The sequence below is a fragment of the Caulobacter flavus genome (assembly GCF_003722335.1).
In the GTDB taxonomy this organism is placed as follows: Bacteria; Pseudomonadota; Alphaproteobacteria; order Caulobacterales; family Caulobacteraceae; genus Caulobacter; species Caulobacter flavus.
On record NZ_CP026100.1, the window covers coordinates 4,503,137 to 4,520,834 of the forward strand.

Below are 17,698 nucleotides of genomic sequence, written 5' to 3' on the forward strand. Positions count from 1 at the left end.
TGTTGCGGGCGACGTTGAGCGCCCCAGGCTGCCTCGCCTACCGATGTGATCGCGGCGGGGCAAACGGCGATGGCGAAACTATCCGAAAACCAGGCGGGCCCATCCCCGCAAGGCGAGTTCCGCCGCGGCTGGCCGCTGCTGCTCAGCGTCGTGCTGGGCGTGGGCCTGGGTCTGTCGCCCCTGCCCTTCTACAGCATCGGCATGCTGGCGCCGGAACTGGCCAAGGAATTCGGCTGGAGCTTCGCCTCGATCATGCTGGGCCTGCCGGTCGCCACCGTGGCGGTGATGATCGTGGGGCCGATCATCGGCTGGCTGGGCGACAGGATCGGCGTGCGGCCCGTCGCCATCGCTTCCCTGGTGCTGTTCGCCTTCGTCTTCATGGCGTTCTCGCTGACCAACGGCGCCCTGCCGCTGTTCTACCTGAACTGGGCGCTGATGGGCGCGGTCGGCGCGGGCACCCTGCCCACCACCTGGACCCGGGCGGTCAACAACGGCTTCGAGGTCAACAAGGGCCTTGCCCTGGGCGTCGCCCTGATGGGCACCGGCGTGTTCGGCTTTCTCATCAAGCCGTTCCTGATGTGGATGATCGAGGCCCACGGCTGGCGCGCAGCCTACCTCGTCACCGGCGCACTGCCCCTGATCATCGCCCTGCCCGTGGCCCTGCTGGCCTTCAAGGACCCCGGCGCCCGCCGCGTCCATACGCTGCACGCCCCACTGCCCGGCCTGACCCTGGGAGAGGCCGCGCGCGACCCGAGGTTCTGGCTGATCGCCGGCGGCTTCCTGCTGTTCTCCTTCGCCATCGCCGGCCCGCTGCCCAACCTCGAGAACCTGCTGAAGCTGAAGGGCTTCACGAAAGCCGAGATCGTCAGCCTGGCCCCGGTCGTCGGCCTGTCGGTGATCGCCGGTCGCGTGGCCGGCGGCTGGCTGGTCGACCGCTTCTGGGCGCCGGGCGTGGCGCTGGTGCTGCTGTGCCTGCCGGCGGTCGGCTGCCTGATCATGCACGGCCAGGATCCCACCTTCGGCGGCGCCCTCACGGCCATCGCTCTGGTCGGCATGGCCGCGGGCATGGAGTTCGACCTGCTGGCCTTCCTGATCGCCCGCTATTTCGGGGCGCGAGCCTATTCGACGCTCTACGGCTGCCTCTACTGCGCCTATGCGGCCGGCTCGGGCTTGGGACCGGTGGCCTTTGGGGCCGATTTCGACGCCACCGGCGGCTATCAGACCTCGCTGCTGATCGCCACGGCCCTGCTGGTGCTGGGCGGCCTCGTGCTGCTGCCGTTGGGCCGCTACCGCTTCGCCGCCGAGCACGCGGTCGAGGAGGCGCGCATCGAGGCGGCAGCCGGCGAGCGCGCCGCCGTGCCCGGCGCCTGATCCCCGGCAGGCGGATTTTCGCGTCGTCACGCGCCCGACGCCCTGCCGGCCGGCGCAAGCTCGCGTCAGGACAGTAGGAGTGCGCCCATGACCGGTCGCGTCAACGAGGGGCCGATCCAGGCCTATGACGGCCCGCCCGACTATCGCAAGGTCGGCCGCCACGGGGTGTTCCCCGAGATGTCGCACGACGAGATCGAGCGGCTGAACGTCCTGGCCCAGCTCAACCGGCACCTCTCCACCCGCGTCATCCCCGGCGTGAAGCAGGCCTACGAGACCCGCGTCCTGCCCGCCTTCGAGAAGGCCAACGGCCGCGCGCCCGAGGATCGCCACGAGGTCCGCAAGGCCTTGCTGAAGGACCCCGCCTACCAGACCTGGTCGGCGCTGCGCCGCCTGACCATGGAGCAGCGCCAGCAGGCCGGCCGCTGGACCACCCTGCGCCAGGCCGAGGAACTGGCCGCCAAGGCCGCCGCGCTCAACGCCGGCCGCGACCGGCTGGAGCTCGACCCCGCCCTGCCGATCCCGCGCTACGTCTCGGCGGTCGACCACCACTGCATGCCCGGCAGCTATCACGTCGAGCGCTTCGAGGGCGACGTCTCGGGCGGCGCCAACTACGACCATGGCGGCTTCGCCACCACCGGCGGCCTGCTGGGTCGCTTCTCGGACGGCGGCGGCCAGGCCGTGGTGCGCTGGGTGCAGCGTCGCCTGCCCGACTTCAAGCCGCGCCGCATCCTCGACATCGGCGCCACGGTCGGCCACAGCGCCCTGCCGATCGCGCAGGCCTTTCCCGACGCGGAAGTGGTCGCCATCGACGTCGGCGGGCCAATGCTGCGCTACGCCGCCGCCCGCGCCGCCTCGCTGGGAGTCGAGAACATCCGCTTCGTCCAGGCCGACGGCGCCGACCTGTCGCGCTTCGAAAGCGAGAGCTTCGACTGGGTGCAGACGACCATGTTCCTGCACGAGCTGTCGCTGGCTTCGATGAAGGCGATCTTCGCCGAGAGCCGCCGCGTGCTGGCGCCGGGCGGCGTGGTGCTGCACGTCGAGCAGCCGCAGTACGCGCCCACCATGCCGCTGTTCGAGCAGGCCATGCGCGACTGGGACGCCTTCTACAACAACGAGCCCTTCTGGAGCACGCTGCACGAGATCGACCTCGACGCCCGCATGGTCGAGGCCGGCTTCAAGGCCGAAGAACTGATCCACGACGGCGTCACCGCCGTGGTCGACCGCGAGGTCTTCCCCGACGCCGCCGACGACGACAGCGAAGACTATGGGCGCAAGGCCGCCTGGCGCGTGATCGGAGCCCGTAAAAGCCAATGAGCATCGCCGACGCCCTGGCCGACGCCGGCGCCAAGCCCGCCGGCAAGCGCCCCTATTTCTTCGCCAATCCGGAAGTCGAACGCGTCCTGGCCGTGACCATGGCCGTGGTCCAGGAACTGGCCGTCACCCGCGCCCGCCTCGACACGCTCGAACGCGTGCTGGAGGCCCAGGGCGGCCTCGACCGCGCCCAGATCGAGCGCTTCGAGCCTGGCGCCGAAGCCGCCGCCGAGCGCGGCCTGTGGCTGCAGGAATATCTCTCCCGCGTGCTGCGCATCGTCCAGCAGGAAGCCGAGGCCGCGACCGCCACGGGCGATGTCGCCTCCGAAGACGTGGCCGTCGAACTGCGCGACTGAAGCCTACGCGATTTCAAGGACCTACCGATGAACCTTCTACGGGCCGCCACCCTGGTGACGCCGAACGTCGCCCAGGCCGCGCAGCGCTACGCCCAATGGCTCGACTATAGCGTGGTCGAAGAGGGCGAGGTCCCCGCCGATCTCGCCGCCAGCTGGGGCGCGCCGGCCAGCGCCGGCCGTCCCTACGCCGTGCTGCAGCCGGCCAGCGGCGCCGACGTCTTCCTGCGCTTCGTCGAGGGCGACCCGGTCCCCGAGTACCAGCCGCTGCGCACCTACGGCTGGGCGGCGATCGAGATCTGCTGCACCGACGTGATGGCCGTGAACGCTCGCATGCAGGATGCGCCGTTCGAGATCATCGGCCCGCCCAAGCGCATCGACGGCCTGCCCACCATCCACCCGATGCAGGTCAAGGGCCCCGACGGCGAGATCGTCTACCTCACCGAGATCATCTCGCCGGGCAACGGCCTGCCCCACCCCGGCAGCCTGATCGACAAGCTGTTCATCCTGGTTCTCGCCAGCGGCGACATGGACGCCAGCGGCCGATGGTTCGGCCAGACCCTGGGCCTGGACGTCGGCGCGCCGATGACCATCGTCTACAACATGATCAACGACGCCTTCGCGCTTCCCAAGGACAGCCGCCATGCCCTGGCGACGGCGACCTTCGAAAAGGACGTCTTCCTGGAGTTCGACCAGTATCCGGCCCAGGCCACCGCGCGCCCCGCCCACGCCGGCGCCCTGCCGCCGGGCGTCGCCATCTGCACGCTCAAACACCCGGACTTCGACAGCGTCCAGGGCGACTGGATCGTCGCGCCCGCCGTACGCGAGGGCGCCGTCTACGGCGGCAAGCGCGCCGGTGTACTGCGCGCGCCGGGCGGGGCTCTGGTCGAGGTGGTGGAAATCTAACGCCCTCTCTCTCTGAGAGAGAGGGAGGGGCCCATGGCGAAGCCATGGGAGGGTGAGAGGTTTCACCGCCAACAGGCTCCCCCTCTCACCGTTCCGACCAGCTGCAAAAGCAGAAAGGCGCGGCCGAAAGACCGCGCCTTTTCCTTTTAGGTTTTACCCTCTCACCCTCCCACGCCTTTGGCGGCGGGCCCCTCCCCTCTCTCCATGAGGTGGAGAGAGGGACCACGGCGGCGACTACAGCGTCACCACGACCTTGCCGAAGGCGCCCTGGTCGGCGCGGGCGTAGGCGCCTTCTATGGCGTCCAGGCCGAACACGCTGTCGATCACCGGCGTGATCCCGCGCGCGGCCACGAAGTCCGACAGCGCCTGGTGGTCGGCGCGCGAGCCGACCGAGATGGCCGTGGCGCGCTGGGCCATCATCACCATCGCCGAAGCGTCCAGCGTGCCGCCGAAGCCGTCCAGCGCGCCGATCACGGCCACGTGGCCGCCGACGCCGAGGCTGGCCTGCGACTTGGCCAGGGTGCCGGCGCCGCCCAGTTCCAGGGCATGCTGCACGCCGCCGCCCGTGGCTTCCTTCACGGCGGCGTCCCACGCGGGCGTGGTGCGATAGTTGACGGCGAGGTCCGCGCCCAGCTCGACGGCGCGGGCCAGCTTGGCGTCGTCGCCGCCGACCACGGCCACCTTGGCGCCGAAGGCCTTGGCGATCTGCAGGCCCCACAGCGAAACGCCGCCGGTGCCGAGCGTCACGACCCAGTCGCCTTCCTTGAGGCCGCCGTGGGTGACCAGCGAGGACCAGGCGGTCACGCCCGAGCAGGTCAGGGTCGCGCCCTGCAGGAAATCGAGGCCGTCCGGCAGCTTCACCACCCCGCCGGCCGACAGCACCACGTGCTCGGCCAGCACGCCCGGACCGCCCGCGCCCAGCGACGAGATCACCGCCGGGAAGGTGATCCGCCCGCCGGCCCAGTTCTGGAAGAAGGTCGAGGCGACGCGATCGCCAACCGCCAGGCCCTCGACGCCTTCGCCGACGGCGACAATCTCGCCCGAAGCGTCCGACAGCGGCGTGAAGCCGTCGGCCTCGCCCACCGGATACCAGCCCTGGCGGATCATCACGTCGCGGCGGTTCAGGGCCACGGCGCGCACGCGCACGAGCACCTCGCCGAGGCCCGGCGTCGGGATCGGCTCGATGGACTCGGCCAGCTCGAAGCCCTGGCCGGCGCGGACGAGGGAGAAACGGCGATTGGTCATGGGCGGGGTCCACTGAAGAGGAGTGTTCGGGGGCGTGGTTTCGACGCCGGCCGCGAAGGCCAGCAGGGTCTCGGCGAAGATCTCGGGCTCCAGCTCGGGCGCGGCGACGCCGGTCTTGCCCTGGGTGGTCACCACCACGCCCGGCCGGGCGGTGCGGATGCGGCCGACGAAGCCGGCCAGCGGATCGTCCGCCGCCTGCAGCACGGTCACCGGGCAGGCCACGCGCTCGAAGACGCTGGCGAAGTCCTGATCGAAGATCGCCCCGAAGGCCTGGTTGCGGCCGTCCGGCGCGCCGATCGCGCCCAGGAACTCGGTCTGCACCAGTTGGGCGTCGAAGCGGGGCAGCAGCCCCTTCATCGTGCCCCACGACTGGATCAGATAGGCGCCGTGCGCGTCGATCGGCGCGGCCTGGCCGACCTGGGCCCGGAACATCTCGCGCTCGGCGGCGGTGGCGAACAGCACGCCGTTCAGCAGCAGCGAGCGCACGCGGTCGGACGCGGCCACGGCGATCTCGGCGCCGATGTGGGTGCCGGTATGGTGGCCGGCGAGGTGGAAACGCTCCACGCCCAGGGCGTCCAGGGCCGCCAGCATCCAGGCGCCGTAGTCCGCCGTCGAGGGCAGGCCCTCGGGACGGAACGACTGGCCAAAGCCCGGCGTGTCCAGCGCGATCGCCGCGCGGCGGCCGGCCAGGCGGGCCAGCACGCCGTCGAAACAGGCCGAGCTGACCGGGGTGCGGTGCAGGAGCACGATCGGGTCGCCGGGACCGTCCACCCGGCGCAGGTGCACCTGGCCGGCTGGCGTATCGGCATAGGCCTTGCGAATGAGCGTCACGAAAGCGGCTCCAGCGGAATCTTCGAGCCTTGCGTCCTAGCGCCCGCCCCTGGCCGGCTCCGCCCGCCCGAGGCCGTTATCCGCACAGCGGCGAAGATCGCCGCCGCCACGCTCGCGTCATCGCCAGCGGTTCAAGTCGGCGCGAACCCAAGGAGACCAATCGTCATGACCACGGTCCTGATCACCGGCGCCAATCGCGGCATCGGCCTGGAGCACGTCCGCCAGTACGCCGCCGCCGGCGCGGACGTCGTCGCCACCTGCCGCGATCCGGCCGGCGCGGCCGAACTGCAGGCCATAGCCCAGGCCCACCCCGGCAAGGTCCGCATCGAGGCCCTGCTGGTGAACGACGCGGCCTCCGTCGCCGCCCTGGCCGAGCGGCTGAAGGGCGTCGCCGTCGACGTGCTGATCAACAACGCCGGCACCTACGGTCCCATTCCCCTGCCGGAGGGCATGGCCCACCAGACGCTGTCGGGCATGGACTACGAGATCTGGGCCGACATCCTGGCCACCAACGTCGTCTCGCCGTTCCGCATCACCGCCGCACTGATCGACAACGTCAAGGCAAGCGACGCCAAGACGATCGTCATGATGTCCAGCGGCCTGGCCTCGATCGGAACCAACGTCTACGGCGGCTCGCACGCCTACCGCTCGTCCAAGGCCGCGCTGAACATGCTGGCCAAGGGCCTGGCGGTCGAGCTGAAGGGCGACGGCGTCACCGTCGTCGCCATGGCCCCCGGCTGGACCCGCACCGCCCTGGGCGGCCCCGACGCGCCCTACTCCGTCGAGGAAAGCGTCGCTGGCCAGCAGAAGGTCATCGCGGGCCTTGGCCTGGACGACACGGGCAGGTTCCTGGATCTGGCGGGGGCGGAGGTGGCGTGGTGAGGCTTCTGCTGAATCGCTTCCAATGTGGGCGGCCCCTGTCGCCCCATTATCCGTAAAATCCCCGCGAAAGCGGGGACCATGGCGATGTGTGTGATCCGAACCTTCGGCTCAAACTAAACCCGCCTTCCTCGCCCCTGTGGCGAGGATCCATGTGTCAACCTGCTCAGACCTTCGAGGTTTCCCAGGTCTGAGCAGCGGCCGGCATGGACCCCCGCCACAAGGGCGAGGGAGGCAGTGACGGAGAGCCAGCGGCGAATGGCGCACGAGGTTCTGGGAGAGCGTCTGCCCCCCTACCGCAAGTTCAGCGCCGCATAGACCTTCTCCACCACCTGCTGCGGCGAGAACGGCTTGAGCAGATAGGTCGTCGCCCCCGCGCCCAGGGCGCTGGCGATGCGGTCCAGGCGGCCCTCGCCGGTCAGCATGATCACCGGCGTCTCGCGGTGCGCCTCGCCGCCGCGCAGCATCTTCAACAGCTCCATGCCGTCCATGTCGGGCATGCGGATGTCGATCAGCCAGATCGCCGGCTTGTCGAGGCCGGCCGCGTGCAGTGCGCTGCGGGCGGACTCGAAGGCCTGGACGATATAGCCGGACCTTGCCAGGGCGCCCTCCAGGAACGACAGCAGCACCGGATCGTCGTCGACGACGAAGACCCGCCCCTTGATCCAGCTGCGCTCCATGCGGCCCCGTCTCGCGTTAACCGTGCGAGAGACTGTCTCACAAGGTTTTCGCGCTCGGTACGGCGCCAAGGTTGCAGGCGAACGGCGTTCGCGTCAGGCCGCCGCCATGCCGCGCTGCACCCCCGGCCGCTGGCCGATGAAGGCCTCGTAGCGGGCCAGGTTCGGATAGCGCTCGAGCCCGCCCTCCAGCCGCCTGGCCGAACTGGCGACCATCGGGAAGAACAGGGCGTCGAGGATCGTGAACCGCTCGCCCAGCATGTAGACGCGGTCGGCCAGCCGCGCCTCGAACGCCGCCAGCTGCTCGTGGCAGTCGGCCAACGAGCGCTCGATCACCCACGGGGTCTTCTCCGGGGCCATCACCGTGGCCACGAACTGATTGCTGAAGGCCCCGGCCAGTTGCGACGACACCGCCGAAGCCCACATCAGGAACTCGGCCCGCTCGCCGGGCCCCTTGGGCAGCAGATCGCTGGCGGCTTTCTCGGCCAGGTACCAGGCGATCGCCAGGGTCTCCGAAAGCGTGATCGGCGCGCCGCCGGGACCGTCAGGATCGACGATGGCCGGCGCCTTGCCGAACGGGCTCAGGGTGGCCTTGTAGTCCGGCCGCTTGTGCGCGCCGGCATAGAGGTCGATGGGCGCCAGCGCGTAGGCCAGCCCCGTCTCCTCCAGCACGATCCGCACCTTCTGGCCGTTGGCGGTCGGGATGGTGTGAAACTGGATCATCGCCCCGCCCTCACGCCGTCGCCGCTTCGAGCTCGAGCGTCTTGTACATCGACTGCAGCAGCAGGTACTCGCGGCGCTGCTCCGGATCGGCCAGGATCTTGCGCATCTTGGCCTCGCGCTCGGCATAGGCCTCGGCGGTGCCGGCCTCCATCGCCGCCTTGTTGGCGATGGTCTGGGTCTGGATGAACTTGTGCATCACCGCCCGCCGCTGGCGGTCGTAGCGCGGCAGCAGGGCTTCGGCGTCGCCGTCCTCCAGCAGGATCTCGGCCAGCTTCTCCGTCAGGTTCCAGACGTCGTGGATGCCCGAGTTCATGCCGAACCCGCCCAGCGGGTTGTTGAGATGCGCGGCGTCGCCGGCCAGCAGCACCCGGCCCACATGGTAGGTCTTGGCCACCCGCTGGTGCACCTTGTAGAGCGTGCGGTGCACGGTCTTGATCGACGCGCCGTCGCCCAGCAGGCCGTCGAACACGGCCTCCTTCTTGGCGTCCGACAGCAGGGCCTCGTCGCTCTCCTCGCCGTTGGCCGGCACCAGGATCCGCCAGAGCGACGGCACCCGCAACAGCACGCACCACTCCTTGGGATCGGCCACGTAGTTGACGTGGGCCAGCCCCGGAAAGTGATCCTCCAGCGGCCAGTCGGTGGACAGGGTCAGGAACTTCTCCGGATAGGTGAAGCCCTCGAACTCGACGTCCAGCCACTTGCGGACGATCGAATTGGCCCCGTCGGCGCCGATCAGATAGTCGCAGCGCACCTGCTCGATGCCGAACGGCGCCTCGATCGAGGCGGTGACGCCCTGGTCGTCCTGGGTGAAGTGGGCCAGCCGGTGGGAGAAGCGCACCTCGCCCTTCGGGTGCGCCGCCAGCTTCGCGGTCAGCAGCCGCGCCAACTTGAACTGCTCGCACTGCAGCCGGTAGGGGTGTTCTGAGATGTCGCCCAGCTCGCCCATGTCGAAGGCCATCACCTCGCCCGTCAGGCGGTTGCGATAGTGATAGATCGGCGCCCGCAGGCCCTGGGCCTCCAGGTCCTCCAGCACGCCGAGCGTCTTCATCATGTCGAGCGTCGGCGGATGCATGGTCGAGGCGCGCAGGTCCTCGGGGCAGCGCGGCGCGGCCTCCAGCAGCAGCACCTCGACGCCCATCTGGGCCAGCCGATAGGCCGCGACCGAGCCCACGGGCCCAGCGCCGGCGACGACGACTTGGAATCGTTCCACGGAACCTCGCTAGTTTTGGATCGGCGTTGCGGGCGCGGTTTCCCCCTCGCGCCCTGGCTCACGCGCTTTGATCAGTCGACGACGACCATGCGGACCACGACGCTCCCGGCGTCCTTCCGCAGGAGCTTGGCGGCCTGGTACTCGTCCGAGTGCAGGTAGGCCTTGGCGGCGGCGGCGTCGGGATAGCGGGTGACGATCACGCGCTCGCCCTCGGGGACCTCGCCCTCCAGCACCTCGGTCACCGGGCCGCGGACATAGGTCTCGCCGCCGAAGCGCTCGGCCAGGCCGGAGATCGCCTTCACGTATTCGAAGAAGCGCGGCGCGTCCGTGATGACGGTGGTGGCGATGATGAAGGCGGGCATGGTCTCGTCCCCCGGAGGAATTTCCGTTGTGGTTCAACGACGACCCTAGCGACGCCCGCCCTTCCCGCTCTGGCGGCGCCTTTTCCTATCCGCCGGGCGGATATCGGCTCCTGGGGTGCGGCGCGGCCGCTCCGGCTTTGCCATTCCTCGACCATCGAAACGTCGAGGGAGCGTCATGCCGGATTCATTGGGACACCGCCTGAAGTACGCGGTGATCGCGCCGTCGACCAACACGAGCGTGCAGCCGGAATACGACGATATGCGCCCGCGCGGCGTGACCAATCACTTCCAGCGGATCGCCATTCCGGACACCAAGGTGACCGACGACGAGTCGTTCATGGTGATGCTGCAGAACATCCGCGACGCGACCATGGACAGCGTCGACGTGGCCATGACCATGGACCCGGCCTGCGTGGTCATGGGCATGTCGGCCGAGACCTTCTGGGACGGCGCCGACGGCGCCGAGCGCCTGACCCAGCGCATGCTGGAGCGCACCAAGGGCGTTCCGGTCGTGATGGGCTCCACCGCCGTCGACGCGGCGCTGAAGGCCTATGGCGGCATCAGGAAGATCGGGGTCATCACCCCCTACATGCCGGTCGGCGACAACCAGGTGCGCAAGTTCTTCGAGGACCTGGGCTACGAAGTCATCCAGGTGAAGGGCCTGAAATCGCCCTCGCCCATGCTGATCGCCCACGAGAGCCCGCAGACGCTGAAGCGGGCGGCCATCGAGGTCTCGGAAGGCGCCGACGCCGTCGTCCAGTGCGGCACCAATCTCGCCTTCGCCAAGGTCGCCGGCATGGCCGAGTTCTGGCTGGAGAAGCCGGTCGTGGCCATCAACACCGCCACCTACTGGCATGCTCTGCGGAGCATGGGCGTCCAGGACAAGATCGACGGCTTCGGCTCGCTGCTGCTCGAGCACTAGGGACCACGGGGTATCAGTATGGAATACGATTTCGTTCCGCTTCCGCACCGCAAGCCGCTGATCTGGCCGAACGGCGCGCGCGTGGCCCTGGTCATGACGTTCAACCTGGAGACCTGGGACCTCACCAAGCCGACCAAGGAGAAGTACTACGCCGGCGGCCCCGCGGTGCTGCCCGACGTGCTGGCCGGCGATACGCCCGACTTCCCCAACTACACCTGGCGCGAATACGGCCAGCGGGTGGGCATCTGGCGGCTGTTCGACCTGTTCGACGAACAGGGCGTCAAGGCCAGCTGCACCACCAACGCGGTCACCTTCGAACGCCGCAAGGCCATGACCGACGCCTGCCTGGAGCGCGGCTGGGAGCTTCTGGCCCACAACTGGGAACAGGGCGAACTGCTGACCGACTTCGCCCACGAACCGGCCAAGGAGCGCGACATCGTCCTGCGCTCGCTGGAGCAATACGAGAAGTTCGTGGGCAAGAGGGCCAAGGGCTGGCTGTCGTCCAGCCTGCGCGGCACGCTGCAGACGGCCGACATCCTCGCCGAGCACGGCTGCACCTTCTATTGCGACCTGCTCAACGACGACCAGCCCTACCTGCTGCGCACGCCGAGCGGCCCGATCGTCTCGACGCCCTACTCCAACGAGATCAACGACTTCACCCTGCTCACCCGTCGCGGCCACACCACCGACGAGTACCGCGACGTGCTGATCGAGGAGCTGAACGTCCTCTACAAGGAGGGCGCGACCTCGGGCCGCCTGATGAACGTGGGCATCCACCCGCACGTCTCGGGCCGGGCCTACCGGATCCGCGCCCTGCGCGAGTTCATCCAGCACGCCAAGAGCCTGCCGGGCGTGTGGTTCGCCACCCGCGAGGAAATCGCCGACTGGTATCTGCAGAACCACGAGAGCCACATCCCGACCGGCGCGACCGCCAAGGCCGCGGAGTGACGAGCGCCGCCACGCGCCTGCGCGAGCGGCTGGCGGCCGGCCCCGACGGCCGCCGCCGGCTGCTGGCCGCGCCAGGCTGCTACGACGGCTTCTCGGCCCTGCTGGTCGAGCAGGCCGGTTTCGAGGCCGCGTTCCTGTCGGGCGCGGCCCTGTCGCTGGCCAGGCTGGGCCGGCCCGACGTCGGCCTCGTGGCGGTCGGCGAACTGGCCGACGCCGTGCGGGCCATCGCCGACCGCGTCGACATTCCGCTGATCGTCGACATCGACACGGGCTTCGGCAACGCGCTGAACACCCAGCGGACGGTGAAGGTGCTCGAACGGGCCGGCGCCGCCGCCGTCCAGCTCGAGGACCAGACCTTTCCCAAGCGCTGCGGTCACATCCGCGGCAAGGGCGTGATCCCGGTGGCCGAGATGGTCGGCAAGGTCCGCGCGGCGGTCGACGCGCGCTCGGAAACCCTGATCATCGGCCGTACCGACGCGCTGGGCGTCGAGGGACCGCAAGCCGCCCTCGATCGCGCCGAGGCCTATCTGGAGGCCGGCGCCGACATCGTCTTCGTCGAGGGTCCCCGCACCCTGGAGGAGACCAAGGCCGTGGCCGACCGCTTCGCCGCCCGCGTCCCCCTGGTCCACAACCTCGTCGAAGGCGGGATCACCGCGTTACGCACCGGCGCCGAACTGCAGGACCTCGGCTTCGCCATCGCCCTGCACCCGATGCTGCTGCTGCACGGCCTGGCCCGCTACGCACCCGAATGGCTGGCGACGCTGCGCGGCCAGGGCACGACCGACGGCCTCGACATTCTCGACCTTCCACGCCTGAACGCGGTCGCCGGGCTCGACGCCCTGCTGGCCGACGCGGCGACCTACGCCTGATTTTGGCGCCTGAGTAATTGGAGACTAGATCCATGCGTCCCCAGCACCTGATCGTCGCCGGCGCCGGCATCGGCGGCCTGACCGCGGCCATCGCCCTGGCCCGCGCCGGCCACACCGTCGAGGTGCTGGAACAGGCCCCCGCGCTGGGCGAGATCGGCGCCGGCGTCACGCTCGCGCCCAACGCCATGCGCGTCTACCACCACCTGGGCCTGGCCGAGGCCATCACCACGGCCGGGGTCGAGCCCCAGCGCCAGCGCGTGCAGCACTGGGCCGACGGCCGCGACCTGGTCGCCTTCGAGCGCGGCCAGAAGGTGCGCGACCTCTATGGCGCGCCCTACGTCTACATCCACCGCGCAGACCTGCACGCCATCCTGGTCGAGGCCCTCGAGGCCACCGGCCGCGCCACGGTGCGCCTGTCCTCGCCGTGCGTGGCCGCCGAGCCGGCCGCCGACGGCGCGATCGCGACGCTCGCCGACGGCACGCAGATCAAGGGCGACGCGGTGATCGGCGCCGACGGCGTGAAATCGGGCGTCCGCAAGGGCTTCGACCCGGGCGAGCCGCACTTCACCGGCCATGTCGTCTGGCGCGCCATCGTGCCGGTCGAGGGCCCGCTGCTGGAAGACCTGGCCCACTTCCCCGGCATCCACATCGGTCCTGGCCGCATGGCTGTGCGCTATCCGCTGCGCAATTCGACCCTGCTGAACCTGGTGTTCTTCGCCCGCCAGGAGGGCTGGGCCGAGGAAGGCTGGACGATCCGCGCCGATCTCGCCGACCTGCGCAAGACCTTCGAGGGCTGGAGCGACGACGTCCAGGCCCTGCTCGACACCATCGATCCGTCGGCGCTCTACAAGTGGGCCGTCTTCGCCCGCCAGCCGCTGACCAGCTGGGTGCGCGGCGGCCGCGTGGCGCTGCTGGGCGACGCCGCCCACGCCATGACCCCGTTCCTGGGCCAGGGCGCCGCCGCCGCCATCGAGGACGCCCTCGTCCTGGCCCGCGCCTTCGACGCCGCCGCCGACGTGCCCGAGGCCCTCTCCCGCTACGAGGCCGCCCGCAAGGAACGCTGCGGCTTCATCCAGGTCGAGTCGAACCTCAACGCCGACCGCCTCGAAGGCGACGAGGCCCACCTCTACGGCATGACCCAGATCAAGAACGAAGAGACCCTGGGGCTGTTCGCGTATGACGCCGGGGCGGTGGAGGTCTGACACTCAATCCCTCTCTCTTCGAGAGAGGGAGGGGCCCGCCGCGAAGCGGTGGGAGGGTGAGAGGTGACAAACTATCCAAACGAAGCTCGGGCCCAACCCAAATCCGCTTCCCTAGGCCCTGTGCCTAGGGCCCAGCGCTCAACTGCTCAGTTCGTAAGACCCGGCGCGACCACGCCGGCGGCGTCCCGTCCAAAAACGCCGAGCCTGGCCCGGCCATGGATCCTCGCCACAAGGGCGAGGAAGGCGGAGAGTTGATAGGCCGAGACCTTTGCGGCTAGGGGGAAACCTCTCACCCCCCACGCCTTCGGCACGGGCCCCCTTTTTTTTTTTGAAGAGAGAGGGTTTTTCCGGAGGCGCCTCCAACTGGCCCTCACCTGCCTCCCCCACGCGCTGACCGCCTAGCGGAGCATCCGTCGAACGCAATATTTTGACTGATCGGTCCCCTTCAGATTAGCGTCAGTTCGCGCCGCCCGTCCGGGCCGGCTGTTTGGAGGCCGCCATGTCCGCCGAGATGCTCAACACCTTCCAGCAGGTCGATCACCCGATCCTGCCCAAGCCGACCCACGACGAGGCGTCGCGCCAGGAATTCACCAAGAGCTTCAAGCAGTTCATTCAGCAGGGTCTGCTGCCCGGCCTGGGTCCGGTGTTCGGCGTCCGCGCCGCCAAGGCCTTCGAGCGCGAGCATGGCCGCGCCCCCGCCGACCGCCGCGACATTCGCGCAGCCATGGTCAAGGACCTCTACTTCCAGCACTACGCGGCGGCCAATCGCATCGCCCAGGAACTGCTCTGGGAATCGACCAACGTCACGATCGACCGTGAACTGCCCGAACTGATCGAGAAGGCCCGCGGCCTCTCGGCCTCCGCCAGGGGCAAGCTCGACGTGCCGGAAGCCTTCGACACCCCGCGCTACGTCACCTCGATCGACATCCACTGCATGCCCGGCGGCTATGCCGGCGAAGTGGCCCCGGACGACATCTCGACCGGCGCCCTCTACGACCGCGGCGTCTATCTCTACGCCATGGGCTACATGGGTCCGTTCAACGACGACATGGGCCGCTCGGTCTGCAACTACGTCAACCGCCGCCTGGACGGCTTCAAGCCCAAGCGGATCCTGGACCTGGGCTGCACGGTCGGCCACTCGACCCTGCCCTACAAGGAGCTGTTCCCTGACGCCGAAGTCTGGGGCGTCGACGTCGCCGCCCCGCAGGTGCGCTACGCTCACGCCCGCGCCGCCGGCATGGGCCTCGAGGTCAACTTCGCCCAGATGAACGCGGAGGAGACCCGTTTCGAGGACGGCTCCTTCGACCTGATCGTCAGCCACATCCTGCTGCACGAGACGTCGGGCAAGGCCATGCCGCGCATCTTCAACGAGTGCCATCGCCTGCTGGCGCCCGGCGGCTACATGATCCACGCCGACCTGCCGCCGTTCGACAACATGGACGCCTTCACCCAGTTCATTCTCGACAACGAGACCTGGTACAACAACGAGCCGTTCTGGGGCGCCATGCGCGAGACCGACCAGATCGCCCTGGCCAAGGCCGCCGGCTTCCCGCCCGAGAGCATCAAGTTCGACACCGCCCCCATGGCCATCATGGAGTTCGTGGCCCAGCAGGCCGCCGGCTACAGCCAGGACGCCAGCGCGGCGGTTTCCGACCGCGAGTTCGCCGCCGGCGAATACGCCCCCGGCGGCGGCTGGGAAGTCCTGATCGCCCGCAAGGCCTGAGTAGAGTTCAAGGGGATAACACGATGAACGCCCACGCTCCGCAGGCCGAGCGCCCGCACGTCATCCGCGACGCCAAGGGCAAGCGCCCTCAGTTCTACGAGGCCCCGGGCCTCGACCAGGCCATGTCGATGATCATGGTCCTGGCCAACGAACTGGCCGTGCTGCACGACCGTCTCGACAGCGCCGAACGCGTCCACGCCGCCAAGGGCCTGGACCTGGCCGCCGAGATCGAGGCCCTGCAGCTCGACCAGGCCGCCCTGGAGGCCCGCGAGGCCTGGCGCCAGGACTTCCTGGGCCGCCTGTTCTACCTGGCGCGCAAGGACGCCTCGGAAGCCGCCGCCGCCGACACCGCCGAGCGCTTCCGCGCCACCATCGAAGACATCGCCAAAACCTGAGTAAGCTGATGCCCGTCAAGACGCGTACCGCCCCAGCCGCTGCTGGCCTCCCCGCACGCCTGGAGGCGATCGTCGGCGCCGGCGGCGTCCTGACGGGCGACGCCGCCCTGCCCTTCGCCACCGACGTCTACCGCAGGCTCGAGACGCCGCTGGCCGTGGTCCGCCCGGCCGACGTCGAGCAACTTCAGGCCGTGGTGCGCGCGGCCGCCGAGGCCGGGGTCGCCATCGTCCCGCGCGGCGGCGGCGCCTCCTACACCGACGGCTACCTGGCGACCCGCACCGACACGGTGCTGATCGACACCGGGGCCCTCAACCGCATCGTCGAAATCAACCAGGTCGACGCCTACGTCACCGTCGAGGCCGGCGTCACCTGGGCCCAGCTGAAGGACGCGCTGGATCCGCTGGGCCTGCGCACGCCGTTCTTCGGTCCGTTCTCGGGCCTGGCCGCCACGATCGGCGGGTCGATGTCTCAGCACGCCATCAGCCATGGCTCGGGCCAGTACGGCAGCTCGGCGGAATCGGCGGTGTCGGTCGAGGTGGTGATCGCCGACGGCTCGGTGCTGCGCACAGGCTCGGCCGCCCGCGGCGCCTCGCCCTTCGCCCGCTGGTACGGGCCCGATCTGTGCGGCCTGTTCCTGGGCGACTGCGGCGCACTGGGGATCAAGACCCGGATCACCCTGCCGCTGATCGCCAGGCGGCCGGCCTTCCAGTGCGCGTCCTTCGCTTATCCCGACCTGCCCAGCCTCGCCCGCGCCATGCGGGCGGCGGCGCTGGAGAACCTCGACGACGAGCACTTCGCCATCGACGCCCCCCTGGCCCAGGGCCAGATCGCCCGCCAGGACAGCGCCGCCGTCGTCCAGATGGCCATGACCGTGCTCAAGAGCTCGCCCTCGCTGGTCGCGGGTCTGAAGCAGCTGAGCAAGATGGCCCTGGCCGGCGACCGCGCCCTGCGCAAGGCCGAGTACATGGTCCACTACATCCTCGAGGGCGTCGACGACCGCGAGGCCAAGGCGCGCCTGGACCGCCTGCGCACCCTGATGACGGCCGAGGGGGTCGAGATCCCCAACACCATGCCGACCATCGTGCGCGGCATGCCCTTCGCCCCGCTCTACAACGTGCTCGGCCCCAGGGGCGAGCGCTGGGCTCCGCTGAACGGCATCCTGCCCCACAGCCAGGTCGCCGCCTTCCATGCGGCGCTGGAGGCCCTCTACGCCAGCCACGCCGCCGAGATGACCGCCCGCGGCGTCTGGCGCGGCGGCATGTTCGAGGTGCTGCGTCCGTCGGGCTTCCTCTACGAGGTCGCCCTCTACTGGCCCGGCGAGCAGACCGCCTACCACGCCGGCGTCCTGCCGGCCGAACATCTGGCCAGCCTGCCGCAATACGCCGAAGATCCCGCGACCACGGCCTTCGTGCACGAGCTCAAGAAGCAGATCATCGACCTCTACGCCCAACACGGCGCCGTGCACTTCCAGCTCGGCAAGCTCTATCCGTACGGCGACGTGCTGGAAGCGCCCGCGCTGGACCTGGTGAAGGCCGTCAAGGCCGCCGTGGACCCCAAGGGCGTGATGAACCCCGGGGCGCTGGGGATCTAATCCCCTCTCCCGATCCATGACCAACCTCTCCCATAGGGAGAGGGAGGGGCCCGCGCCGACAGGCGTGGGAGGGTGAGGGGTTACGCCGCCAGCCCGTATTCCCCGATCCAATCCTCAAGAAATTCAGCGCGAGCATGGACAAGGGTCCCTAACCCCTCACCCTCCCAAGCTTCGCTTGG

The 17,698-nt window shown here is 69.7% G+C and carries 17 protein-coding genes; 12 read left to right on the forward strand and 5 right to left on the reverse strand.

Features of this window, described 5'->3' with window-relative positions:
* The first annotated feature begins 69 nt into the window (after window positions 1-69).
* From C1707_RS20485 to C1707_RS20500, 4 genes are all read left to right on the forward strand, one after another.
* Window positions 70-1,371 (forward strand): MFS transporter, encoded by a 1,302-nt coding sequence (locus C1707_RS20485; RefSeq protein ID WP_101714800.1) that lies wholly within the window; start codon window positions 70-72, stop codon window positions 1,369-1,371.
* 87 nt (window positions 1,372-1,458) lie between these two features.
* Window positions 1,459-2,685, forward strand: a complete 1,227-nt coding sequence (locus C1707_RS20490; RefSeq protein ID WP_101714799.1) for a class I SAM-dependent methyltransferase — start codon at window positions 1,459-1,461, stop codon at window positions 2,683-2,685.
* A complete protein-coding gene (locus tag C1707_RS20495; protein WP_101714798.1) occupies window positions 2,682-3,038 on the forward strand; it encodes a hypothetical protein in 357 nt (118 codons plus the stop codon). The genes C1707_RS20490 and C1707_RS20495 overlap by 4 nt, the downstream gene beginning before the upstream one ends.
* 27 nt (window positions 3,039-3,065) lie before the next feature.
* A complete protein-coding gene (locus C1707_RS20500) occupies window positions 3,066-3,941 on the forward strand; it encodes a VOC family protein (RefSeq protein ID WP_101714797.1) in 876 nt (291 codons plus the stop codon).
* A gap of 234 nt (window positions 3,942-4,175) precedes the next feature.
* On the opposite strand, the gene C1707_RS20505 is transcribed toward C1707_RS20500, so the two are convergent.
* Window positions 4,176-6,017: an alpha/beta fold hydrolase gene (locus C1707_RS20505; RefSeq protein WP_101714796.1), complete on the reverse strand. Its 1,842-nt coding sequence runs from the start codon at window positions 6,015-6,017 to the stop codon at window positions 4,176-4,178.
* A gap of 165 nt (window positions 6,018-6,182) precedes the next feature.
* Between C1707_RS20505 and C1707_RS20510 the strand changes: the two genes are divergently transcribed.
* On the forward strand, window positions 6,183-6,899 hold the full coding sequence (locus tag C1707_RS20510; protein ID WP_101714795.1) for an SDR family oxidoreductase: 717 nt from the start codon (window positions 6,183-6,185) through the stop codon (window positions 6,897-6,899).
* Window positions 6,900-7,189: 290 nt separating this feature from the next.
* Here C1707_RS20510 and C1707_RS20515 read toward each other — a convergent pair whose 3' ends face one another.
* The 4 genes from C1707_RS20515 to C1707_RS20530 form a co-directional block, all read right to left on the reverse strand.
* A complete protein-coding gene (locus tag C1707_RS20515) occupies window positions 7,190-7,576 on the reverse strand; it encodes a response regulator (RefSeq protein WP_101714794.1) in 387 nt (128 codons plus the stop codon).
* 93 nt (window positions 7,577-7,669) lie between these two features.
* On the reverse strand, window positions 7,670-8,296 hold the full coding sequence (locus C1707_RS20520; protein WP_164467418.1) for a glutathione S-transferase family protein: 627 nt from the start codon (window positions 8,294-8,296) through the stop codon (window positions 7,670-7,672).
* A 10-nt stretch (window positions 8,297-8,306) separates the two neighbouring features.
* Window positions 8,307-9,506, reverse strand: coding sequence for an FAD-dependent oxidoreductase (locus C1707_RS20525; protein WP_101714792.1), 1,200 nt, complete (start codon window positions 9,504-9,506; stop codon window positions 8,307-8,309).
* A gap of 71 nt (window positions 9,507-9,577) precedes the next feature.
* Entirely contained in the window at window positions 9,578-9,868 is a 291-nt protein-coding gene (locus C1707_RS20530; protein ID WP_101714791.1) for a DUF1330 domain-containing protein, read from the reverse strand.
* Between the two features lie 175 nt (window positions 9,869-10,043).
* On the opposite strand from C1707_RS20530, the gene C1707_RS20535 reads away from it, so the two are divergent.
* From C1707_RS20535 to C1707_RS20565, 7 genes are all read left to right on the forward strand, one after another.
* Entirely contained in the window at window positions 10,044-10,790 is a 747-nt protein-coding gene (locus C1707_RS20535) for a maleate cis-trans isomerase family protein (protein WP_101714790.1), read from the forward strand.
* Between the two features lie 18 nt (window positions 10,791-10,808).
* The gene (locus C1707_RS20540; RefSeq protein ID WP_101714789.1) at window positions 10,809-11,738 is read left to right on the forward strand and encodes a polysaccharide deacetylase family protein; all 930 of its coding nucleotides are present in this window, start codon (window positions 10,809-10,811) and stop codon (window positions 11,736-11,738) included.
* Window positions 11,735-12,607, forward strand: coding sequence for an isocitrate lyase/PEP mutase family protein (locus C1707_RS20545; protein ID WP_240633760.1), 873 nt, complete (start codon window positions 11,735-11,737; stop codon window positions 12,605-12,607). The genes C1707_RS20540 and C1707_RS20545 overlap by 4 nt, the downstream gene beginning before the upstream one ends.
* 32 nt (window positions 12,608-12,639) lie before the next feature.
* Window positions 12,640-13,809: an FAD-dependent monooxygenase gene (locus C1707_RS20550; protein ID WP_101714788.1), complete on the forward strand. Its 1,170-nt coding sequence runs from the start codon at window positions 12,640-12,642 to the stop codon at window positions 13,807-13,809.
* A gap of 499 nt (window positions 13,810-14,308) precedes the next feature.
* Complete coding sequence (locus tag C1707_RS20555) at window positions 14,309-15,532, forward strand: class I SAM-dependent methyltransferase (protein WP_205686796.1); 1,224 nt, start codon at window positions 14,309-14,311, stop codon at window positions 15,530-15,532.
* Window positions 15,533-15,555: 23 nt separating this feature from the next.
* The gene (locus C1707_RS20560) at window positions 15,556-15,927 is read left to right on the forward strand and encodes a hypothetical protein (RefSeq protein WP_101714787.1); all 372 of its coding nucleotides are present in this window, start codon (window positions 15,556-15,558) and stop codon (window positions 15,925-15,927) included.
* Window positions 15,928-15,935: 8 nt separating this feature from the next.
* Window positions 15,936-17,519, forward strand: a complete 1,584-nt coding sequence (locus C1707_RS20565) for an FAD-binding oxidoreductase (RefSeq protein WP_101714786.1) — start codon at window positions 15,936-15,938, stop codon at window positions 17,517-17,519.
* Window positions 17,520-17,698: the final 179 nt, after the last annotated feature.